Consider the following 19,413-nt stretch of genomic DNA (forward strand, 5'->3'; position numbering starts at 1 on the left):
ATGATTCACCCTGCCCCGAACAAGCTCTCGCCCTATTTCAGCCTACAGCTTGAGAGCCTGCGGGGCATCAGTGCCATTGTGGTGCTGTTCAGTCATTGCTTTCAGGCATTTATTGCGCCTTTCGATACCAGCATTTATTCATGGATACGTCTGCTTGGGCAGGCTGCAGTCATGATTTTCTTTGCCTTAAGTGGCTATCTGATCGGCTATTCGATCCAGCACAACATTCATCAGCATGGTCAGTTCAATCTGCACCGTTATGCTCGACAGCGTTGCAGCAGAATTTTACCACCCTTTCTGTTTGCCATGGGGTTGACCCTGGTTCTCTATCTACTCGCTCCACTATTATTTGCCAGCCATACTCATGCTTTTCAACACAGTTTTGGCATGATGATCCGGACTGACTATAATGTAGACATGATGGAATTTTTTGGTTCGCTGCTATTTTTGAATGGCTTTGTAACACCAATGGTTTTAGCCAATGCTGCACTCTGGAGCCTGAGCTATGAAGTGTGGTTTTATGTGCTGGCCGGATTCCTACCTTTTTTAAAAAATTCGGAAATCGCCAAAATCGGATTTTTTATGGTTCTGGCTATACTGTCAGTACTGAACATCCAGTTTTTTATTTATTTTCTGGTCTGGCTCACTGCCTTTGCCTGTTCATTTCGATATATCCAGCTACGTTTTTTAAACCGCTTACAATCGGTCAAACTAGCCCTATTCGGCTTGGCATTTCTAATTGCCTGTTTTGATGCTTACCAGTTTCAGGTGATTGATGAGGCCCAGCAATACAGTGCTGCGAATTTTGTCCCTTTTAATTTCTGTCTGGGTCTGGCCTTTAGCTGCTGGCTGGTACAACTCCAGCATCAACGCAGTCACTATCATCCGGTCTGGGTTCAATCTGCAGACTTTTCCTATACCTTGTATGTCACCCATTTCCCCTTACTTTTATTTATTTTAGGCTGTATTCCGGCAACTTTGGACTATGGTCTGGGCGGAGCAATTTTAGCCTTGCTTGCGAGCATGTGCAGCTTAATAGTTTTTGCCTGGTTAATGGCTAAATGGCTCGAACCAGCCAGAAAAAAAGCGTTATCCAATACCCTGCGATAACGCTTTGCTGCAAAAAACTGACATTAGTAGTTTATACATCTTTTTTAGGCCGTGCGCCAAACAAGGCCGTACCAACACGAACCATGGTAGAACCCGCAGCAATCGCGTCGGTCATATCCGCAGACATGCCCATACTTAAAGTATCCCAATCTTCAGGATGTGCATGCTGAACTTTGACTGCATCAAATAAAACTTTGGCATCAGCAAAGGCTTGAGGATTATTCGGTGCTGGAATCACCATCAAACCACGTAAACGCACATTTGGCAGTTGGCTAATCTGTACGACTAAATCTGCAACCGCATCTGGTCGACAACCATCTTTGGTATCCTGACCATCAATATTCACCTGAATACAGATATTCAGTGCAGGCTGATCATCTCCACGCTGATTGGATAAGCGCTCGGCAATAATCAGTCGATCGACTCCATGCACCCAGGCAAAATTTTCTGCCAGAGCCTTGGTTTTGTTGCGCTGCACATGACCAATAAAATGCCATTCAATGTCCAGCTCTTTCAGGGCCGTGATTTTTTCCAGCGCTTCCTGCAAATAGTTTTCACCAAAAGCATGTTGCCCGGCCTGATACATATCAGCCAGCACGCTACTTGGCTGGGTCTTGGAAACGGCAAGCAGTTGCACCGCATCTGCTTCGCGGCCCGCCTGAATACAGGCAGTTTCAATTTGCATTAAGACCTGATTTCGTGACTGTTGCAACATATTCATTGATGGGGTTCTCATTTCATTCATCTTTTTTTCCCTTGCCCATGAACTAAGTGTTGGTTAAGCTGTGGGAAAGCCTTATTATTCTATCAAAATAATTAACATTTTAATGAACTCGGGGACCTTATGGATATCACAGAATTGTTGGCATTTTCTGCTAAAAATGGTGCGTCGGATTTACACTTGTCTGCGGGCTTACCGCCAATGATTCGTGTCGATGGGGAAGTTCGTCGCATCAACCTGCCAGCATTAGAACACAAAGAAGTGCATAAACTCGTTTATGACATCATGAACGACAAACAGCGCCGTGATTTTGAAGAAAATCTGGAAACTGACTTTTCTTTTGAAGTGCCTGGCGTGGCGCGTTTTCGTGTCAACGCATTTAACCAGAACCGCGGTGCCGGTGCGGTATTCCGTACCATTCCCTCTAAAGTCCTGACCCTTGAAGATCTGGGCATGGGACAGATTTTTAAAGATATCTGTGAATATCCACGTGGTCTGGTACTGGTCACAGGTCCAACCGGTTCGGGTAAATCAACCACCTTGGCGGCGATGCTGGATTATATTAATGACAACCGCTATGACCACATTCTGACCGTTGAAGACCCAATCGAATTTGTGCATCAGTCCAAGAAATGTCTGATTAACCAGCGTGAAGTGCATCGTGATACGCATGGCTTTAATGAAGCATTGCGTTCGGCACTGCGTGAAGACCCGGATATTATTCTGGTCGGTGAGATGCGTGACCTTGAAACCATTCGTCTGGCATTAACTGCCGCAGAAACCGGTCACTTAGTATTTGGTACGCTGCATACCACCTCAGCGGCCAAAACCATTGACCGTGTGATCGACGTATTCCCTGCCGAAGAAAAAGACATGGTACGCGCCATGTTATCTGAATCCCTACAAGCCGTAGTTTCACAGGCTCTACTGAAGAAAAATGGCGGTGGGCGTGTCGCAGCGCATGAAATAATGATCGGTATTCCGGCGATCCGTAACCTGATCCGTGAAAACAAAGTCGCACAAATGTACTCAGCAATTCAGACCGGTGCCAACTATGGCATGACCACGCTGGATCAGACACTAAAAACGCTAGTGTCCAAAGGTTTGATCAGCCCGCAAGTTGCACGTACTGCAGCCAAACAGCCAGAAGCATTTTTATAAAAAAATTGAATTGTATTGGGGTTTATATACATGGATTTTAACGGCTTACTCGATTATATGGTGGAGAAAAAAGCATCGGATCTGTTCATTACTGCCGATGTCGAACCGTCCATCAAGATTAATGGGCAGATTTTACCGATTGGTTCGGTAAAATTACCCGGTGCGGCAGTAGGACAACTGCTCCATTCCATCATGACCGAAAAGCAGCGTAAAGAATTTGCTGACAGTCGTGAATGTAACTTTGCCATCAGCACGCCGGATAAAAGTGCCCGCTTCCGTGTCAGTGCCTTTCAGCAACGAGATCAACCGGGGATGGTGCTGCGTCGGATTGAAACTGTTATTCCCACGATGGATGAACTCAAGTTACCGCCGATTCTAAAAGAACTGGCGATGACCAAACGTGGCATCATTATTTTTGTCGGGGCAACGGGTACCGGTAAATCAACCTCGCTGGCGTCTTTGGTCGGTTATCGTAATGAAAATTCCAAAGGTCATATCATTACCATTGAAGATCCGATCGAATTTATTCACCAGCATAAGGGCTGTATTATCACCCAGCGTGAAGTCGGCATCGATACTGATTCATTTGAAATTGCCCTGAAAAATACCCTGCGTCAGGCACCAGACGTGATTCTGATCGGTGAGATCCGTTCACGTGAAACCATGGATTATGCGATTGCCTTTGCCGAAACCGGTCATCTGGTCTTTGCTACCCTGCACGCCAACAACGCCAACCAAGCGATTGACCGGATTATCCATTTCTTCGAAGCAGACCGACATAATCAGCTGTTCATGGACTTGTCCCTGAACATGAAAGCCATTGTGGCACAGCAACTGATTCCAACCATCGATGGTAATGGTCGCCGTGCAGCGATTGAGATTCTGATTAACTCACCACTGATTGCCGACTTGATTCGTAAAGGTGATGTGCATGAGATCAAGGATCTGATGAAGCGTTCCCGTGAACTGGGCATGCAGACCTTCGATCAGGCGCTCTATGATCTGTATAAAGCCAAACAGATCAGCTATAAAGATGCGCTGAAACATGCGGATTCACCAAATGACTTGCGTCTGCAAATCAAGCTCTCAGAAGAAGGTGGCAGCCACTTATTACGTGCGCATTCCAATATTACTTTTGATGGTCAGTCCTGATCATCTTGAAGGCATAAAAAAACAGGCTTCGCATGAAGCCTGTTTTTTTTGTTTGAACCAACGCTCAAATTATTTTTTACGGAACACTTCCTGACAGGCAGGCGCATCGCAATAACCATACAGATTCAGTGAGTGACCGGTTAATTCAAAACCAAATTTTTCAGCAACGTCATGCTGCTCTTTTTCAATCGTGTCATTAATAAATTCAACAACTTTGCTGCAATTTAAACATACTAGGTGATCGTGGTGATCTTCCTGCATAATTTCAAAAACTGAATGATTATTTTCAAAATTATGACGTTCGATGATGCCCGCTGCTTCAAACTGCGTTAACACACGATACACAGTTGCTAAACCTACATCTTCGCCCTGATCGAGTAAAGTCTTGTAAATATCTTCCGCACTTAAATGATGTTGTTTTGAATTTTCTAGTAATTCTAATATTTTAATTCGTGGAAGGGTAACTTTCAGCCCAGCTTTTCGTAAATCTTGGTTTGAAATAGTCATGTAAAAAGGTCTCTCAACAAAATCAAAGTTGGAATATGCAACAAAGTTTAGATGCAGTATGATCTATCCTTGGATCAAATGCATCATAATTAATTTGGGATAGTTTAGCAAAATGCAAAAAATCATGTTGACGTTATTCGTCACTTCATTGCTCGTCGGCTGTTCGACATTAGGTGTTTATAAAGTAGATATTCCACAAGGAACCCCTTTAACCCAAGCACAAGCCGCTAAAATTCAGGTGGGAATGAGCCATCAACAGGTGCGTTTCTTACTGGGCAGTCCAACAGTAAGCGATCCACTGAATCCTTTACGTTGGGACTACATCTATAACTATACCCCAGGAACCTACGCTAAAAAAGCCAAGATCCCGGCAGCCCAAGGCCAGCATTTGAAAATCTACTTTAACCAGTCTGGTATCGTAGAACGTGTTGAAGGTCTGGAGACGATTCCAGAATCTCAACCCGGCTTACCAGGATCAAAAGAAGCAATTTTAAATGCTCCTCCACTATAGTCGGTTTCTCATGAAAAAGCCCCTGAATCATCAGGGGCTTTTTTGATTAAGCTGATTGATTGAGCAGATCATTGAGGCTACTGCTCATTCAAGCCGCTTTCTATTCGGAAGACGGTTTCAGCTTTCTTAAAAGATTGCCTCTGGCATAACGACCCACAGGATTTTTCTCGGCGCGTTTACGTCGGATATCTTTAGGATTGATGGTCAGTGCTCGGTAAATTTCTACCCGATCCCCTGCTGCCAGTGGCTGCTGATGATCTTGCAAACGCACGCCAAAAATGCCCAAAGATAAGGGTTCAGGCAATTCGACCTGCTCACGTATTCCACTTTGCTCAATCGCATCCAGTGCCGTCATGCCGGGCTGAAATGGCACGGCTAGATGAAATTGTTTTTCTGGCGTCGCATACGCTACCCAGATCATCGCCTCACTCATCAGACGAATTGTCCCAAGACAGCAATGATTGCCAGAATAATCCCGACAGGTAACACCACGCGTACTGCAATACGCCAAATGTTATAAAATGCTTCAGAGCTGAAATTCATTGATTTACGCAAATGACTGATCTTCATGATCCAGCCGGCAAATAATGCATAGATCAAACAAATCAATAAGCCCCAGACTAACAACACCACATTGAAAATTGGACTTAGATTTGGAATAGCCCAGATCAGCGTGACCGCCGCCACAATTGCCCATTGAATTGCAGGATGAAGCTGGCGTTGCTGTAATTGTTCACGTGCCATTTGCAGCATTAATGCGGCAGCTGCCACCATTGCTGCGACCAGAGTAAATGCAGGAATTTGTGCTTGTATGGCAAAGAAAGCAAATGCAATGACAGCAACTAGCTGCGCAATCCAGATCGGCAATACCGTCTTGCTGGCGACATCCTGTTGTTGTACAGCGCTCAGGCTAGATTGCCAGTACAAGCCCATGCCCAGACCACTTGCGACCAAAGCCAATACGGTGGCATTGCCCCATTCCGAGAACTCGACTGGTGTGACTTGCCATGCAGGTAGCGCAGTTCCCATCACATTGGCCAGAACCAGAGACGCCAGCACACCAATCGCTGTAACCACTAATAAAATTTGACGTGGCAGCAGTGACAAGGCCAGCGCAGCAATTGCCAATCCGATCAACAGAAGATTCGGTGTAAGATCAAGTGCAGCAACCGCCAGAACATTACTGGCATTGTTCAGCATGGCACCTGCCAAAAACGGAATAAAGATCACACTTAACCAGCCGACAATACGCCATTTCTGTGACGCATCAGCTTCACGGGTCAGCGTCGACAGCGCCTGTAATGGCGTTGTTTTAGAGCGCTTGGCCAAAGCAATTTCCAAGTAGCAGACTGGAAGCGCCAGAATCAGCATGGTGGCCAACCAGAGCATCCAGAAATCCAGCTGACGATCAATCTGTATACCGGTTATCGGTGCGAGCGTCGCGATGATAATAAACGATAAACAGAAAGCCATCAGCGGCGATAACCATTTTGACATAGCATTGTCCTGCATGATGCATTCCTATAAAAATCTAGCGCTATTTTGCCTTGTGAAGCGGTGAAAATCAAAAACAAAAAGCAAACCACCATGACAGTGATTTGCTGCGCAAAAATTATAATTAGATTTTAATTTTTGTTATCTCGTTACGTCTTTTATTATGAAAAGAAACGAGCGAACCAGTTTTTACCTGTTTTCTTTTCTTTTTCCTTGATGATCCCCATCATATTTTCTTTCACGGCACCGACATAATCGGCGTCATCATGCTGAATATGGTTAATCAGCCATTTCGATAATACTTCGTGCAGCTCTGATTCAATGGACTGTCCCAGTTCAAAACGGTCACGATAAGACTCGATTTTTTTAATAAACAGGTCATGCACACGTTTATGCGGCACCCGATATTTATAGCCGGCTTCTTCCTGAAGAGATTCCTCAAAGGTGAAATGCGACTGGGTATAATCAATAATATTGTCGAGAATCTGTTTAATACGGGCACGCTCGGTATTGGCATCAATTCCATCAATTTCGTTGATATAATCGAGAATTCGTTTGTGCTGATCGTCAATCACATCGATACCAGTATTATAATCTGGAACCCATTTCATTTTCATTACGACCACCTATAAATATTAAGGACTTATAACGTGAAAATGAGCATATAGCGTATTGATTCAAATAAAAATGAAGCAAATTAGTCGGCTTTCCGCCTAAATACGGCTTTTTCATTTTAAGTTTCTGTTATATATAATTAAAAATAATTTATCCTGAGTAAAAGGCTAAGATATTAATTAACCAAAATCCGCAATAAACCTTTATTTATTATTAGATTTTTTCTTATTTTTTAAATATAAAAAAACGGAGTTTAAACTCCGTCTTTAATCGCATTTCAATATTGATCAGCTCGCGTGACGCGTTTTAAGGAAGGATCAAGACGTTCACGTTCCAGACGTTCAACATGCGTCAACTGAGAACGTACTTTCGCCCCATGCTGAAACAGGATCATTTCACCGGGCTGGAAGGCAGTCCATTCTTCATTCTGGGTCAATGGTTCAGTGGTAATCACTGCGACGCGATCCTCAGGGGTCGTGACCTGACTAAAGTCCACTTCGACATCAATATCAATCAGCTGAGCCGGTCTAAACGGGTATTCACGTACCAGCCAGTGGAGTTTAGTAATCGCATAGCTAAACAGCGCCTGACCATTCGACAGGCAGAAATTAAAGGTGCCATGCTCCGCGATTGCAGGTGAAATTTCAGCTAGAAGATCGAAAACCTGATCCAGTTTCGGCTCATGATAGCCAAAGCGTTTCACCAGTTGATCCAGCAGGTAACAGAAGACACGCTCACTGTCGGTATTTCCGACTGGGGTAAAGCGCCCTGACAGTTCAGGAAAATAATCATATAAATCGCCATTATGGGCAAAAATCCATTGCCGCCCCCAAAGTTCACGGCTAAAAGGATGCGAGTTTTCCAGATTAATTTTGCCTTGGGTCGCTTTACGGATATGGGCAATCACATTGCGTGATTTGATTGGATAATTACGTACCAGCTCGGCAATCGGTGATTCAATCGCGGACTGGTTATCGACGAACAGACGGCAGGCTTTATCTTCAAAGAAAGCAATCCCGAAACCATCCGCATGATCAGAGGTAATGCCCGCCCGCTGGGAAAACCCGCGAAAAGAAAAAGTAATATCCGTCGGGGTGGCACAATTCATTCCGAGCAGTTGGCACATGGTCTGGTTTCAGCTCTCTATTTACTTAGAAGCTTATTGTGCATGACTGTCCCAGTCATTTCAAATAGGTGGCTATAAGAAATCCAAATAAAAAAGAGTCTCTATTGAGACTCTTTTTCGCAAAAATTGGCTTAAGAACGATGCGGATTGGCACGATTGGTAATGAGGGTGCCCACACCATGATCGGTGAAAATTTCTAGTAAGCTGGCATGAGGTACACGGCCATCCACGATATGTGCACTTACGACGCCGCCTTTTACCGCATCCAGCGCACAACCGACCTTTGGAATCATGCCGCCATAAATCACGCCAGTTTCGATCAGACGATCGACTTCTTGAGTGGTCAAACCAGTCAACAGGTTTTTATTTTCATCCAAGACACCGGTGATATTGGTGAGTAGAATCAGTTTTTCTGCACCTAGGGCTTCAGCGACTTTACCAGCGACCAAATCAGCATTGATATTATAGGTATTGCCTTCTTCATCGACACCTAGCGGGGCAATGACTGGAATAAAGTCACTATTGGTAAACATTTCCAGAACATCGGTTTTCACGCCAACGACTTCACCGACCAGACCCAGATCAATTTGCTCAACTGAACCATCTTCAGCCACTTTTTCCATCAGCAGCTTTTGCGCACGAATCAGGTTGCCGTCTTTACCGGTAAGACCAATCGCACGACCACCATGCTGGTTAATTAGGTTCACGATAGATTTGTTAACGCTACCGCCAAGTACCATCTCGACTACTTCCATGGTCGCAGGATCAGTCACGCGCATGCCGTCAATACGGTCTGATTCGCGGCCCAGCTGTTTCAGCATGGAATCGACTTGCGGGCCACCACCATGTACCACGATCGGATTAATACCGACTGTTTTTAATAATACGATATCACGTGCAAATGAACTTTCCAGCTCAGGATCGGTCATCGCGTTACCGCCGTATTTTACCACCAGGGTTTTACCCGCAAAGCGTTGAATATACGGCAAAGCTTCTGTCAAAATCTGTGCTTTGTCGATGCCTGTTTGTTGATTTGGCATTCGCCTCTCCTTATTGAGCATCTAAAATGTCTTGAGCGATCTCTGGATAACGGTCACGCAACATGGCTACAAACAGATGACGAATTTCATTTAGACCTTGGGCATTATTGGCATCAAAGCGCACTGTGAAATACTCACCTGTATTGGATGCTCGAATGATGCCAAAACCATCCTCAAAATCAAGACGTATCCCATCAATTTTACTGATTTGCGCATTAATTCTTGCGGATTGTTGTTCAACGAAGTTTAAAAGCTCAACAGGACGTACTTGACGCGTTGAAATATAAAGATCTTCAGTACCATGTCGTTTTGGATAAGCCGCCAAGGCCTGCGCGAGAGTTTGCCCCGTTTGGTCGAGATATTCCATGACTCTGAGCGCTGCATAGAGGCCATCATCATAGCCCCAGCCGCGACCATCATTAAAGACATAATGTCCGGCATATTCCCCACCAAAAATCGCCTGATGCTGAGACTGGTTCAGATAAGTTCTGAGAAATGAACTGCCGGTACGAATCATCACCGGTTCCCCGCCCAGACGTTGCACTGTATCGCGAACCAGAGTTGAACATTTCACATCATAAACAAATTGGCGTGGTGCTGAATCGCTTAGGCAAATTTCGGCAAACAGACATAATAACTGATCGGCTGTGATAATCTGACCCTGTTCATCAACCAGAACCAGGCGATCGCCATCACCGTCCAGGGCAATACCGAGATCAGCCTGCTGTTGCATGACAGTTTGGCGTAAAGTCTCAAGATGTTTGTCCTGCGAAGGATCCGGCGCATGATCCGGAAAATGTCCATTGGCCTCACAACGTAAAGCAGTCACTTCACAGCCCATTTTTCTGAGTACCAAGTCGGCACAACGTCCGGCGGAGCCATGCAGACCATCCAGAATCACTTTAAATGAGCGCTTTAATTGAATATCTTCTAATATTCCCTGCTGATACTGCAGGCAAAACTCTGGAATAATCTGATGCGGCAGTTCGGCTAAACCAAGTAGCTGGCTATCGCAATGCGACTTTGCCAGTTGGGCCACCTGTTGAATCATCTCAGGACAAGGTGGTTCACCATCAATAATCCATTTAATCCCATTATCTTCTTTAGGATTATGACTGGCGGTGACCATAATGCCATTGCCATCAAACTGGCGTGCGGTGAAATACAGCATCGGGCTGGAACAACAGCCTATAATAGTGGCTTCCAGCGAATAGTCTTTAAAAATACGGGCAATGATGTCGGCAAAAGCCGGACTACTGATGCGTGCATCATAACCAATGGCGACACATGTCTGTCCCACAGCCTGATACTGCTGAGCTAAACCGTGGGCAATTGCATCAATGATCCCGGCACCTAATAGACTGACTTTACCGCGTATGTCATAGGCACGAAAGATATGCATGGGGAATGGATGATTCATAGATCCCATAAAACTGTCTTTTCACTATTCGTTAAAATAAGGAGATTTAAAATGATGATTTCATCATAATGACTTTAAACATTTGTTTTTGTTTTAAGACTCGCTATTTTTAAACGATTTCAATGTAACAATCAATTATAAAAATATAATCTACAACTTTAGAATTATAGGGTTCTTGTAATTAAACAATGATTATTTAATTATATTTATTTTGAGTTTCATCTGATTAGATATTTGATCACTACATAAATTTTAGATTTAAATAATTCTACTTGGCCGAAAAATAAGGTTTTATTTTTTAAATATATTTCAACCCACTCATTTTTTTTAATATTTAATCTAATCAACTAAAAATGGCTTACATCCAGTTAATGAATGTAAACCATTATTAAAACTTAGTTTTTACCCGTATGACCAAAACCGCCAGCACCGCGTTCAGTCGCTTCGAATTCATTCACCAGATCGAATTCAGCTTGTACCACAGGAACCAACACATACTGCGCCAAACGTTCACCTGGCTCTAAGCTGAATGCCGTCTGACTACGGTTCCAAACGGATACCATCAATTCACCCTGATAATCAGAATCAATTAAACCTACCAGGTTACCCAACACGATCCCATGTTTATGGCCCAAACCCGAACGTGGCAAGATCAGACCAGCAAATGCAGGATCTTCAATATAGATTGCTAAACCAGTTTTTACCAAAACCGTTTGGCCTGGTTCAATGATTGTGGTTTCTGCAACACACGCACGCAAATCCAGCCCCGCTGAACCTGTCGTAGCATAAGTCGGTAATGGCCATTCCTGACCAAGACGCGAGTCAAGGACTTTCACCTGAACTTTCATGTATTCATTCCTGTTGTTTCATTTAAAATAAGTGACAGCGCTGCACCTTATCGTTTGATGAGGTTACGCAAATTATCAAGATAATGTTGGGCTTGTAATTTCGGATCGATGTTGCTTGCCAGCTTTTTCTTACGACCTAACCATTCCAGCTCATCTTCTGGTAATTCATCCAGGAAACGGCTTGGGGTCATTTGCTTCATCTGCCCGCCCGCCTTGCGCTGTTCTGCCAAAGTAATGGTCAAGCCCTGACGTGCACGGGTAATACCCACATACATCAGACGGCGTTCCTCTTCGACCGTTTCTGCAGCGATCGAGTTTTTATGTGGCAGAATTTCTTCTTCCAGCCCGATCAGATAGACATAAGGAAATTCCAGACCTTTAGACGCATGCAAAGTCAATAAATTGACTTTATCGGTGTCCTCTTCTTCCTGCTGCTGCTCGAGCATGTCCAGCAGCACCATTTTACGAATCACACTTTCAATATTTTTTTCATCAACATCTTCAGCGCGGTTAATCAGGCTTTGAATGCTGCTATAGAGCACTTCGATATTGTCGAGCTTGGTCTTTTCCTGCGCTGGTGTGGCTGCAGTTTCCTTGATGTAATCGATATAACCGGCTTCAATCATCATCTGGCGGATAATTGGCACTGGTTCATCATCATCCAGTAAATTGCGGGTAAAACCCTCAATAAAATCGGCAAACTCAGCCAATTGAGTCGTGGCCTTTTTCGGAATCGCCATGGTCAGACGCTGATCCGCAGCCGCAGCCAGAAGCGACAGATTATTTTCCTGAGCAAATAGACCGAGCTTTTCCAGCGTTACCGGACCAATTGCCCGTTTTGGCGTATTGATAATTCGTAAAAATGCACTGTCATCTTCAGGGTTAATGATCAAGCGTAAATAGCTCATCATGTCCTTGATTTCGGCACGTGCGAAGAAGGACTGTCCGCCAGATAATTTATACGGAATCTGCATCTGGCGCAGATGGGTTTCTAAAATACGCGCTTGGAAATTGCCGCGGTACAACACCGCATAATCTTTCCAGCTTTTACCGTTCATCAATTTATGCGTGATCAGGTCTTTAACCACGCGTTCTGCTTCATCATCATCATTGCGGCAGGTAATCACACGGATCACTTCACCATGGCCTTTGTCCGACCAAAGCTTTTTATCAAAAATATGCGGATTATTACCAATCACGGTGTTGGCTGCTTTGAGAATACGACTGGTCGAACGATAGTTCTGTTCCAGTTTAATCACTTTTAAATTAGGAAAATCCTGCTGCAGCAAGGCCATATTTTCCGGTTTAGCACCACGCCAGGCATAAATCGACTGGTCATCATCGCCTACGGCGGTGAACTGTCCCATCACGCCAACCAGTAATTTCACCAGAATATACTGCGCCGTATTGGTATCCTGATATTCATCGACCAGCAAATAACGCACGCGATTTTGCCATTTGTCACGAACTTCGGCATTTTCCTGCAGCAAGCGCGTTGGCATCACAATCAGGTCATCAAAATCCACGGCGTTATAGGCACGCAAATTACGTTCATATAATTGATATAAATGCGCAAACTGCACATCTTCGGCAGTTTCACAGGTGGTATGTGCCTGCTCGGGTGGAATCAGATCATTTTTCCAGTCCGAGATCATTTTCATGGCTTTGGCAATCAGTTCTTTGCTTTCTGCACCGGATAAATTGTCACGCTGCATCAGATCCATCAGAATGCGTTTACAGTCGTCAGCATCCAGAATCGAGAAATTATTTTTCAGTGGGGTATGTTTCAACTCCAGGCGCAGCATATTCAGGCCAAAAGTATGGAAGGTCGAAACTGAAACGCCTTTACTTTCTTCACGCGTCAACAATTTGCTGACACGCTCTTTCATCTCACGTGCTGCTTTGTTGGTAAAGGTCATTGCGGTAATACGATGTGCGGGAATCCCGCAATGCTTGACTAAATACGCGATTTTTCGCGTGATCACTGAAGTCTTGCCTGAACCCGCTCCTGCAAGTACTAACAAGGGTCCTTGAGTGTATTTCATGGCTTCAAGTTGCTTGTCATTTAACTGACTGGCGAGTGACATATGGCTTCCTCTTCTAGATTCGGCTCCGATTATAGTCATCTCTGCGTCAGTTGCCTAATTTAAAATACGATTAATCAGATCAATATTCAGATATAAAGAAACCACCCGAAGGTGGTTTTTTCTTAAGCGTTCAAGAATTATTGAACTGCATATACCGCGATTTCTACACGACGGTTTTGCTCTTTACCTGCGGCAGTTGTATTGTCTGCAATTGGGTTCGCTGAACCTAAACCTTGAGCATTAATACGTGTACGTGAAACACCTTGGCCTGCCAAGTAAGTCGCTACAGAGTTTGCGCGTGCTTGAGACAATGGCAAGTTAATTGAGTCATTACCCGTGCTGTCTGTATAACCAGTTACAAGAATACCGCTCTTGTTATCTTCAGTTAATACTTGCGCTACTTTGTTCAAAGTGCCATAAAAGTTTGGTTTGATATTTGACTTGTTCGTGTCAAATGTAATGCTGCCCGGCATCACAAGGTTAATCGAACCATCTGCATTACGGTTAACGTCTACACCAGTACCAGCTGTTGCTTGACGTAATTTTTTCTCTTTGTTATCAAGATACACACCCGCTGCACCACCAACAACAGCACCAATCGCTGCTGCACGGTTATTTTGACGGCTGGTATTCGCATTGCCTTTAGAAACACCGTAACCTGCTGCAGCACCAATTAAAGTACCTAGAGCAGCTTTATCATATTCCACACCACCGATGTTATTACCAGTTGATTGACAACCTGTAAGTGCTACGGCCCCTGCTACAGCTGCTGAAATGACTAGTGCACGCATCGCATGACTCCTTGTTGTATGCTTTGTTGTTAAGCGAGATAATGATTTAAATTGAATGGGCTAACCATTGAATTTTTGTTAATAATAAATCGTTTAGTAATATTTTGTAATGTTTATATGTAACTAAAACCAAGTAGTTCGTCACAATATCTTCATAGTTTCCTGTTTAGGCTTTTTTATTTGCCTAACTGTCTCTATATTACTCAAAATATGAAAAAATTTAAGTGATTAATCTCTGGGGACTGTTTGGATATGTCATCGAATAGCAACAAGCAACCGACTTTAAAAAAACTGGCGCGTGGCCTGACGGTCACATCCGTCATGACGGGCAGTACTTTTTTTCATGGCCCCCCGGTGCTGGCCTTGGGTTTAACCAAACTTTTTAAAAAATCCGCAAAAGTGGATGAAACCAATATCAAGATTACCAACAGCTGGTTAGGGGTCAACAACTGGCTAATTGAGCATGTGCTGAAAAATACCGAATGGCAAATCAGTGTAGATGAATCACTGGATTTGAATATGCAGGGCCGTTATTTGATGACCTGTAATCATCAAAGCTGGGTCGATACCACGGTCAACCAGTACTTCGGTCTGACCCGTATGCCCCTGACGCGTTTCTTTACCAAATGGGAACTTATTTTTATTCCTTTTGTTGGTCAGGCCTTTAAAATCTTGGGCTTCCCGATGATGAAGCGGCATAGCAAGGAACAGATTGCTAAAAATCCTGCACTGAAATATCGGGATATGGAAGAAGCACGCAAATCTTGTGAACAGTTGATCAGTCAGCCTTTTACCCTGTTAAATTATCTGGAAGGCACGCGTTTTACCCAAGAAAAGCATGATCAGCAGCAGTCACCCTATACACATTTACTGAAACCTAAAGCCGGTGGTCTGGCATTGGCGCTCAGTATTCTCGGCGATAAAATTGATGCGCTGGTCGACATGACCATTGTTTATCCTGACGGTATTCCGGGCTATGGTGAATTTTGGTTAGGTGAAGTGCCACGTATTGCGGTAAATTTAAGAAAAATTGATATTCCTGACTGGGTGCTCGGTGGCAATTATGAAGATGATGCTGAATACCGTGCACGTTTCCAGAAATGGATAGATCAGATCTGGACTGAAAAAGATCAGCTCATCGCACAAATGCAGCAGAACTTTGCCCAAGCCCCGATCGGATCTGTAACTGAGTAATTATGAACAACGACAACCCGGACATTACCTCCAGCTCATTTAAATTTGTTCGTAAAGGAACATGGGGCTGGAAAATTGCACTGATTTACGACATTTTCATGATGGTTTTAATCATCATCAATCTGTTCTGTCTCAGTGCCAACGCCATTTTAATGAGCGATTTTGGTCAGTGGTTGTTTGACTTCATTCGTTTACCGGAAATCTTGCAGTTTTATAAAAGTGATTTACGCCCTTGGGTCATCATTACCGAGGGCTGGTTTACCACTTTCTTGGTCTGTGAATTACTGGCACGCTGGGTCATCGCAATTGTCCTGCGTCATCATCGACGCTGGTGGTTCTTCCCTTTTGTGCACTGGTATGAAATTTTATCCATTATCCCTCAGCTACGTTTCCTGCGCCTGCTGCGAGCCGTCGCGATTGGCTACAACCTGCATAGCCATGGTTATAAAGTAATTCCCAATCGCTGGTATCGCCAAGGCAACTTTTATTACAACATGCTGATGGAAGAGCTTTCTAGTCGAGTGGTACTGACTGTACTGGACGGTATTAAACGTGAACTGACCACGAGCACATCACATAAACAGTTAATTGATGATTTGGTGGAACATCATCGTAAATTACTGGCCATTGCCTTGGCAGATATCTTGCAGGAATCTTTAGGCAAGGAATTACAGTCACAACGTTCCATGATCGCTAAAAATGTAGGGCAAGTAGTGAATCAGGCGATTGAAGACACTCCTGAATTGACCCAATTATTACGTTTGATTCCAATTGTGGGCAGCCGGATTGAACAGCAAATTCAAAGTATTGGTCAACGCCTGGGTGAAAATATCACGCAAGGACTGATTGAACCATTTACCCACACAGGTCAAAAAGAAAATCCGACTTTTACCCTAATTTCAGATAAAATCAGCCAGATTCAGATTGAACATAATCCACATATTGATAAATTGGTCGAATCGGCTGTTTTTGAAACACTTGAAGCAATCCGAAAACAGGTGAAAGTCAAACAGTGGCAACAGATTTTAGAAGAACATGAGCAAAATCAGAGCTCAATAGATAAGTAAAGTTTAAAGTACAGAATCAGATCAATCCGTCCGGTTCTGTTCGCATAAAAAAATAACTGAGATCGCTAGAGAATTACTGCAATTTGTTCTAGGATTTGCACTATTTACAACATTGCTTCGACACCAAACCAGCACGTCAGAAGTATTTAAGGAAGAATTATGGCTGATATACGGATAAAAGGCAGAATGGTCAATGCGATACGCATTAGCCTAGATACCAATGATCATGATGCAATCCGCCAGCAACTTAGCCCAAAATTACAAGCAGCGTTTCCACCCGGCACTTTGGCAGTCATTGAAAGTTCAGTTGAACAGGAACTCATTGCGCTGATCCAACTATTAATCAGTCTGGATGTACAGCCTATGGCTGTTACTGAAGGCTTACTTGGAGATCAGGCGCGCGCCATTCAGTTCCCGGTACTGCCACCTGATCGACAGTTAGAAGAAATTAAAGCCACCAAAGAACAGGTGGTGGAAGTTAAACCAGAACCTACAGCGGTGAATGATAATCAAGCACCTGCTGCTCCGATCGTCGCGCATATCACCTCATATCATGATGAAATCCTGCGTACCGGCCAATGTATCGTGCAGCATAATGGCGACATTATTATTAATGCCGGTATCAACAGTGGCTCAGAAGTGATTGCTTCAGGCAATATTCATGTTTATGGCAGCGCACGTGGTCGGGTCATTGCGGGTGCGGGTGGCAATACTGCAGCACGCATTTTCTGTCATAGTCTCGAAGCAGAACTGATTTCAATTGCAGGAACCTATTGTGTGGCGGATGATATTCCACCGCATGTAGTTAAAAAATCTGTGCATATTTACTTGAATGATCAACTAGAGCTTGTATTTGAAGCTCTACAATTTTAATGTATAAATAAACACCAAAAACCCCATTTTAAACAGGGTATTTGAACCATAACAGGAGTGGATTCGGTGGCGAAAATTGTTGTCGTAACGTCAGGCAAAGGTGGTGTAGGTAAAACTACAACGAGTGCATCTTTTGCAACAGGTTTAGCCCTACGCGGTCACAAAACTGTTGTTATTGATTTTGATGTAGGTTTACGTAACCTTGATTTGATTATGGGCTGTGAACGCCGTGTAGTTTATGATTTTGTGAATGTTTTAAATAACGAAGCACGATTACAACAAGCACTGATTCGCGATAAAGATATTGAAAATTTATATATTTTACCTGCATCACAAACACGTGATAAAGATGCCTTAACCGATGAAGGTGTTGCTCGTGTAATGGATGAACTTTCGCAGGAATTTGATTATATTATCTGTGATTCGCCTGCCGGTATTGAGCGTGGTGCTATTTTGGCCATGTATCATGCGGATGAAGCCATCATTGTGACCAACCCTGAGATTTCTTCAGTACGTGACTCTGACCGTATCATTGGTATGCTCGACAGTAAAACTAAAAAAGTAGAACAAAACGAAGGTCGCATTCGTAAGCATCTGTGTATTACCCGTTTCAATCCGGAACGTGCCGATAAACAGGAAATGCTAACGATTGATGATATTTCTAAGGATATTTTACGTGTACCGACCTTGGGCGTTATTCCTGAGTGTCCAAGCGTTTTACAGGCATCGAATGAAGGTAAGCCGGTGATTCTTTTCACTGAAGCTTCTGCAGGTCAGGCCTATGATGATCTGGTTGCGCGTTTCCTTGGCGAAGAGCGTCCTTACCGTCATATCGAGGTAAAACCTAAGGGCTGGTTAGCACGACTATTTGGAGCGTAGACATGGCAGGATTCTGGAGTAAACTTTTTAGTGGCGAGGATAAACCATCAAGCGCACGGACTGCTAAAGACCGTTTGAAGGTGATCGTTGCATCCGAACAAGGCTTGGGTCGTCGCTTGAGCCAGGACAAAATTGACCAGATGAAGACTGAAATCATGCAAGTGGTCAATCGTTATGTTCGCGGTGTCGATGAACAGCATATTCAAATGCAGGTCCGTTCTGAAGCCAATATTGAAATGCTTGAAATGAATATCAATTTACCTGAAGAACGATAATCTGATTTTTGATTGGTCAAGTAAATTGATTCAAGGCAAAATATGAGAGTGGTAGAAATAGTAGTTTAGCTATATTCCGCCCACTTGAAGCATAGCTTCAAGTCTTGCGACTAGGCAAAGCAGTGCTTTGCTAATCTAGTCTCATATTTTGCCTTTTTTCATGCCGAAAAAACTACATTAGATCAAGGAAATTGCGATGGCATTATCTCAACCAGCGACCTTTAACGAAGAATGGTCAGATGAGCGTGTATTTGCCTACCTGAACCAGCTTCCTCCTGCAGGTGTTAATGCTGATTTTCACGTGCTCTATCATGCTTTCAAGCATATGCGTCCATTTGATTATGAACGCCTGTTGACGAAATTTGTCGCTGATGGCCGTGATGTCAATGCAACCAATCCGGAAGGCCAACGCATTCATGACGTGATTGCCACCTACCCACGTCAAAGTGCCGAGTTTCTGGATGTATTGGCAAAATTTGCCTGAGTCAAAAATACATAAAAAAGCCTGCTTTGAAAGCAGGCTTTTTTATTGAAGATATACT

General features: G+C 43.7%; 21 protein-coding genes. 10 read left to right on the plus strand and 11 right to left on the minus strand.

Going from position 1 to position 19,413, the window contains the following annotated elements; genetic code table 11:
• Positions 1-1,110: an acyltransferase family protein gene (locus AC13CK_RS11430; protein WP_482831221.1), complete on the plus strand. Its 1,110-nt coding sequence runs from the start codon at positions 1-3 to the stop codon at positions 1,108-1,110.
• A 31-nt stretch (positions 1,111-1,141) separates the two neighbouring features.
• Here the strand turns inward: AC13CK_RS11430 and AC13CK_RS11435 are convergent, their stop codons facing one another.
• On the minus strand, positions 1,142-1,831 hold the full coding sequence (locus AC13CK_RS11435) for a YggS family pyridoxal phosphate-dependent enzyme (protein WP_425879777.1): 690 nt from the start codon (positions 1,829-1,831) through the stop codon (positions 1,142-1,144).
• A gap of 123 nt (positions 1,832-1,954) precedes the next feature.
• On the opposite strand from AC13CK_RS11435, the gene AC13CK_RS11440 reads away from it, so the two are divergent.
• Positions 1,955-2,992, plus strand: a complete 1,038-nt coding sequence (locus tag AC13CK_RS11440; RefSeq protein ID WP_004279279.1) for a type IV pilus twitching motility protein PilT — start codon at positions 1,955-1,957, stop codon at positions 2,990-2,992.
• A 30-nt stretch (positions 2,993-3,022) separates the two neighbouring features.
• The gene (locus AC13CK_RS11445; RefSeq protein WP_004279277.1) at positions 3,023-4,144 is read left to right on the plus strand and encodes a PilT/PilU family type 4a pilus ATPase; all 1,122 of its coding nucleotides are present in this window, start codon (positions 3,023-3,025) and stop codon (positions 4,142-4,144) included.
• A 69-nt stretch (positions 4,145-4,213) separates the two neighbouring features.
• Here the strand turns inward: AC13CK_RS11445 and fur are convergent, their stop codons facing one another.
• A complete protein-coding gene (gene fur / locus AC13CK_RS11450; protein ID WP_004279276.1) occupies positions 4,214-4,651 on the minus strand; it encodes a ferric iron uptake transcriptional regulator in 438 nt (145 codons plus the stop codon).
• A 112-nt stretch (positions 4,652-4,763) separates the two neighbouring features.
• Between fur and AC13CK_RS11455 the strand changes: the two genes are divergently transcribed.
• Entirely contained in the window at positions 4,764-5,162 is a 399-nt protein-coding gene (locus AC13CK_RS11455) for an outer membrane protein assembly factor BamE (protein WP_004279275.1), read from the plus strand.
• Positions 5,163-5,262: 100 nt separating this feature from the next.
• Here the strand turns inward: AC13CK_RS11455 and AC13CK_RS11460 are convergent, their stop codons facing one another.
• From AC13CK_RS11460 to AC13CK_RS11500, 9 genes are all read right to left on the minus strand, one after another.
• Positions 5,263-5,595, minus strand: a complete 333-nt coding sequence (locus AC13CK_RS11460) for an RnfH family protein (RefSeq protein WP_005107703.1) — start codon at positions 5,593-5,595, stop codon at positions 5,263-5,265.
• Positions 5,595-6,674 (minus strand): hypothetical protein, encoded by a 1,080-nt coding sequence (locus AC13CK_RS11465; protein WP_180087559.1) that lies wholly within the window; start codon positions 6,672-6,674, stop codon positions 5,595-5,597. The genes AC13CK_RS11460 and AC13CK_RS11465 overlap by 1 nt, the downstream gene beginning before the upstream one ends.
• 143 nt (positions 6,675-6,817) lie before the next feature.
• A complete protein-coding gene (locus tag AC13CK_RS11470; RefSeq protein ID WP_005247102.1) occupies positions 6,818-7,273 on the minus strand; it encodes a bacteriohemerythrin in 456 nt (151 codons plus the stop codon).
• 275 nt (positions 7,274-7,548) lie between these two features.
• Complete coding sequence (locus AC13CK_RS11475; protein ID WP_425879572.1) at positions 7,549-8,397, minus strand: class II glutamine amidotransferase; 849 nt, start codon at positions 8,395-8,397, stop codon at positions 7,549-7,551.
• Positions 8,398-8,528: 131 nt separating this feature from the next.
• Positions 8,529-9,437, minus strand: coding sequence for an acetylglutamate kinase (argB, locus tag AC13CK_RS11480; protein WP_004279270.1), 909 nt, complete (start codon positions 9,435-9,437; stop codon positions 8,529-8,531).
• A 10-nt stretch (positions 9,438-9,447) separates the two neighbouring features.
• Positions 9,448-10,866, minus strand: coding sequence for a phosphomannomutase/phosphoglucomutase (locus tag AC13CK_RS11485; protein WP_482831223.1), 1,419 nt, complete (start codon positions 10,864-10,866; stop codon positions 9,448-9,450).
• 386 nt (positions 10,867-11,252) lie between these two features.
• Positions 11,253-11,705 (minus strand): dUTP diphosphatase, encoded by a 453-nt coding sequence (gene dut / locus AC13CK_RS11490; RefSeq protein ID WP_004646127.1) that lies wholly within the window; start codon positions 11,703-11,705, stop codon positions 11,253-11,255.
• Between the two features lie 47 nt (positions 11,706-11,752).
• Positions 11,753-13,792, minus strand: a complete 2,040-nt coding sequence (locus AC13CK_RS11495; protein WP_005104798.1) for a UvrD-helicase domain-containing protein — start codon at positions 13,790-13,792, stop codon at positions 11,753-11,755.
• 137 nt (positions 13,793-13,929) lie between these two features.
• A complete protein-coding gene (locus tag AC13CK_RS11500) occupies positions 13,930-14,583 on the minus strand; it encodes a YiaD family glycine zipper/OmpA-like lipoprotein (RefSeq protein WP_004646124.1) in 654 nt (217 codons plus the stop codon).
• A 252-nt stretch (positions 14,584-14,835) separates the two neighbouring features.
• Between AC13CK_RS11500 and AC13CK_RS11505 the strand changes: the two genes are divergently transcribed.
• The 6 genes from AC13CK_RS11505 (at position 14,836) to AC13CK_RS11530 (ending at position 19,355) form a co-directional block, all read left to right on the plus strand.
• On the plus strand, positions 14,836-15,777 hold the full coding sequence (locus AC13CK_RS11505) for an acyltransferase (protein ID WP_425879567.1): 942 nt from the start codon (positions 14,836-14,838) through the stop codon (positions 15,775-15,777).
• Positions 15,778-15,779: 2 nt separating this feature from the next.
• Complete coding sequence (locus tag AC13CK_RS11510; RefSeq protein WP_409655442.1) at positions 15,780-16,844, plus strand: preprotein translocase subunit SecA; 1,065 nt, start codon at positions 15,780-15,782, stop codon at positions 16,842-16,844.
• 159 nt (positions 16,845-17,003) lie between these two features.
• The gene (minC, locus tag AC13CK_RS11515; RefSeq protein WP_114541550.1) at positions 17,004-17,717 is read left to right on the plus strand and encodes a septum site-determining protein MinC; all 714 of its coding nucleotides are present in this window, start codon (positions 17,004-17,006) and stop codon (positions 17,715-17,717) included.
• A 66-nt stretch (positions 17,718-17,783) separates the two neighbouring features.
• Positions 17,784-18,596 carry a septum site-determining protein MinD gene (minD, locus tag AC13CK_RS11520; RefSeq protein WP_004646120.1) on the plus strand — a complete coding sequence of 271 codons (813 nt, stop codon included), beginning with the start codon at positions 17,784-17,786 and terminating at the stop codon, positions 18,594-18,596.
• 2 nt (positions 18,597-18,598) lie between these two features.
• Complete coding sequence (minE, locus tag AC13CK_RS11525) at positions 18,599-18,871, plus strand: cell division topological specificity factor MinE (RefSeq protein WP_004279256.1); 273 nt, start codon at positions 18,599-18,601, stop codon at positions 18,869-18,871.
• A 196-nt stretch (positions 18,872-19,067) separates the two neighbouring features.
• Positions 19,068-19,355: a PA4642 family protein gene (locus AC13CK_RS11530; protein ID WP_153567141.1), complete on the plus strand. Its 288-nt coding sequence runs from the start codon at positions 19,068-19,070 to the stop codon at positions 19,353-19,355.
• Positions 19,356-19,413: the final 58 nt, after the last annotated feature.

Source organism: Acinetobacter sp. L-24 (assembly GCF_056857555.1).

What these genes read in the sequence shown, in the direction of transcription:
- AC13CK_RS11430 (WP_482831221.1), top strand. Translation starts at nt 1, where the DNA reads ATGATTCACCCTGCCCCGAACAAGCTCTCGCCCTATTTCAGCCTACAG.
- AC13CK_RS11435 (WP_425879777.1), bottom strand. Translation starts at nt 1,831, where the DNA reads ATGAATATGTTGCAACAGTCACGAAATCAGGTCTTAATGCAAATTGAA.
- AC13CK_RS11440 (WP_004279279.1), top strand. Translation starts at nt 1,955, where the DNA reads ATGGATATCACAGAATTGTTGGCATTTTCTGCTAAAAATGGTGCGTCG.
- AC13CK_RS11445 (WP_004279277.1), top strand. Translation starts at nt 3,023, where the DNA reads ATGGATTTTAACGGCTTACTCGATTATATGGTGGAGAAAAAAGCATCG.
- fur (WP_004279276.1), bottom strand. Translation starts at nt 4,651, where the DNA reads ATGACTATTTCAAACCAAGATTTACGAAAAGCTGGGCTGAAAGTTACC.
- AC13CK_RS11455 (WP_004279275.1), top strand. Translation starts at nt 4,764, where the DNA reads ATGCAAAAAATCATGTTGACGTTATTCGTCACTTCATTGCTCGTCGGC.
- AC13CK_RS11460 (WP_005107703.1), bottom strand. Translation starts at nt 5,595, where the DNA reads ATGAGTGAGGCGATGATCTGGGTAGCGTATGCGACGCCAGAAAAACAA.
- AC13CK_RS11465 (WP_180087559.1), bottom strand. Translation starts at nt 6,674, where the DNA reads ATGCAGGACAATGCTATGTCAAAATGGTTATCGCCGCTGATGGCTTTC.
- AC13CK_RS11470 (WP_005247102.1), bottom strand. Translation starts at nt 7,273, where the DNA reads ATGAAAATGAAATGGGTTCCAGATTATAATACTGGTATCGATGTGATT.
- AC13CK_RS11475 (WP_425879572.1), bottom strand. Translation starts at nt 8,397, where the DNA reads ATGTGCCAACTGCTCGGAATGAATTGTGCCACCCCGACGGATATTACT.
- argB (WP_004279270.1), bottom strand. Translation starts at nt 9,437, where the DNA reads ATGCCAAATCAACAAACAGGCATCGACAAAGCACAGATTTTGACAGAA.
- AC13CK_RS11485 (WP_482831223.1), bottom strand. Translation starts at nt 10,866, where the DNA reads ATGGGATCTATGAATCATCCATTCCCCATGCATATCTTTCGTGCCTAT.
- dut (WP_004646127.1), bottom strand. Translation starts at nt 11,705, where the DNA reads ATGAAAGTTCAGGTGAAAGTCCTTGACTCGCGTCTTGGTCAGGAATGG.
- AC13CK_RS11495 (WP_005104798.1), bottom strand. Translation starts at nt 13,792, where the DNA reads ATGTCACTCGCCAGTCAGTTAAATGACAAGCAACTTGAAGCCATGAAA.
- AC13CK_RS11500 (WP_004646124.1), bottom strand. Translation starts at nt 14,583, where the DNA reads ATGCGTGCACTAGTCATTTCAGCAGCTGTAGCAGGGGCCGTAGCACTT.
- AC13CK_RS11505 (WP_425879567.1), top strand. Translation starts at nt 14,836, where the DNA reads ATGTCATCGAATAGCAACAAGCAACCGACTTTAAAAAAACTGGCGCGT.
- AC13CK_RS11510 (WP_409655442.1), top strand. Translation starts at nt 15,780, where the DNA reads ATGAACAACGACAACCCGGACATTACCTCCAGCTCATTTAAATTTGTT.
- minC (WP_114541550.1), top strand. Translation starts at nt 17,004, where the DNA reads ATGGCTGATATACGGATAAAAGGCAGAATGGTCAATGCGATACGCATT.
- minE (WP_004279256.1), top strand. Translation starts at nt 18,599, where the DNA reads ATGGCAGGATTCTGGAGTAAACTTTTTAGTGGCGAGGATAAACCATCA.
- AC13CK_RS11530 (WP_153567141.1), top strand. Translation starts at nt 19,068, where the DNA reads ATGGCATTATCTCAACCAGCGACCTTTAACGAAGAATGGTCAGATGAG.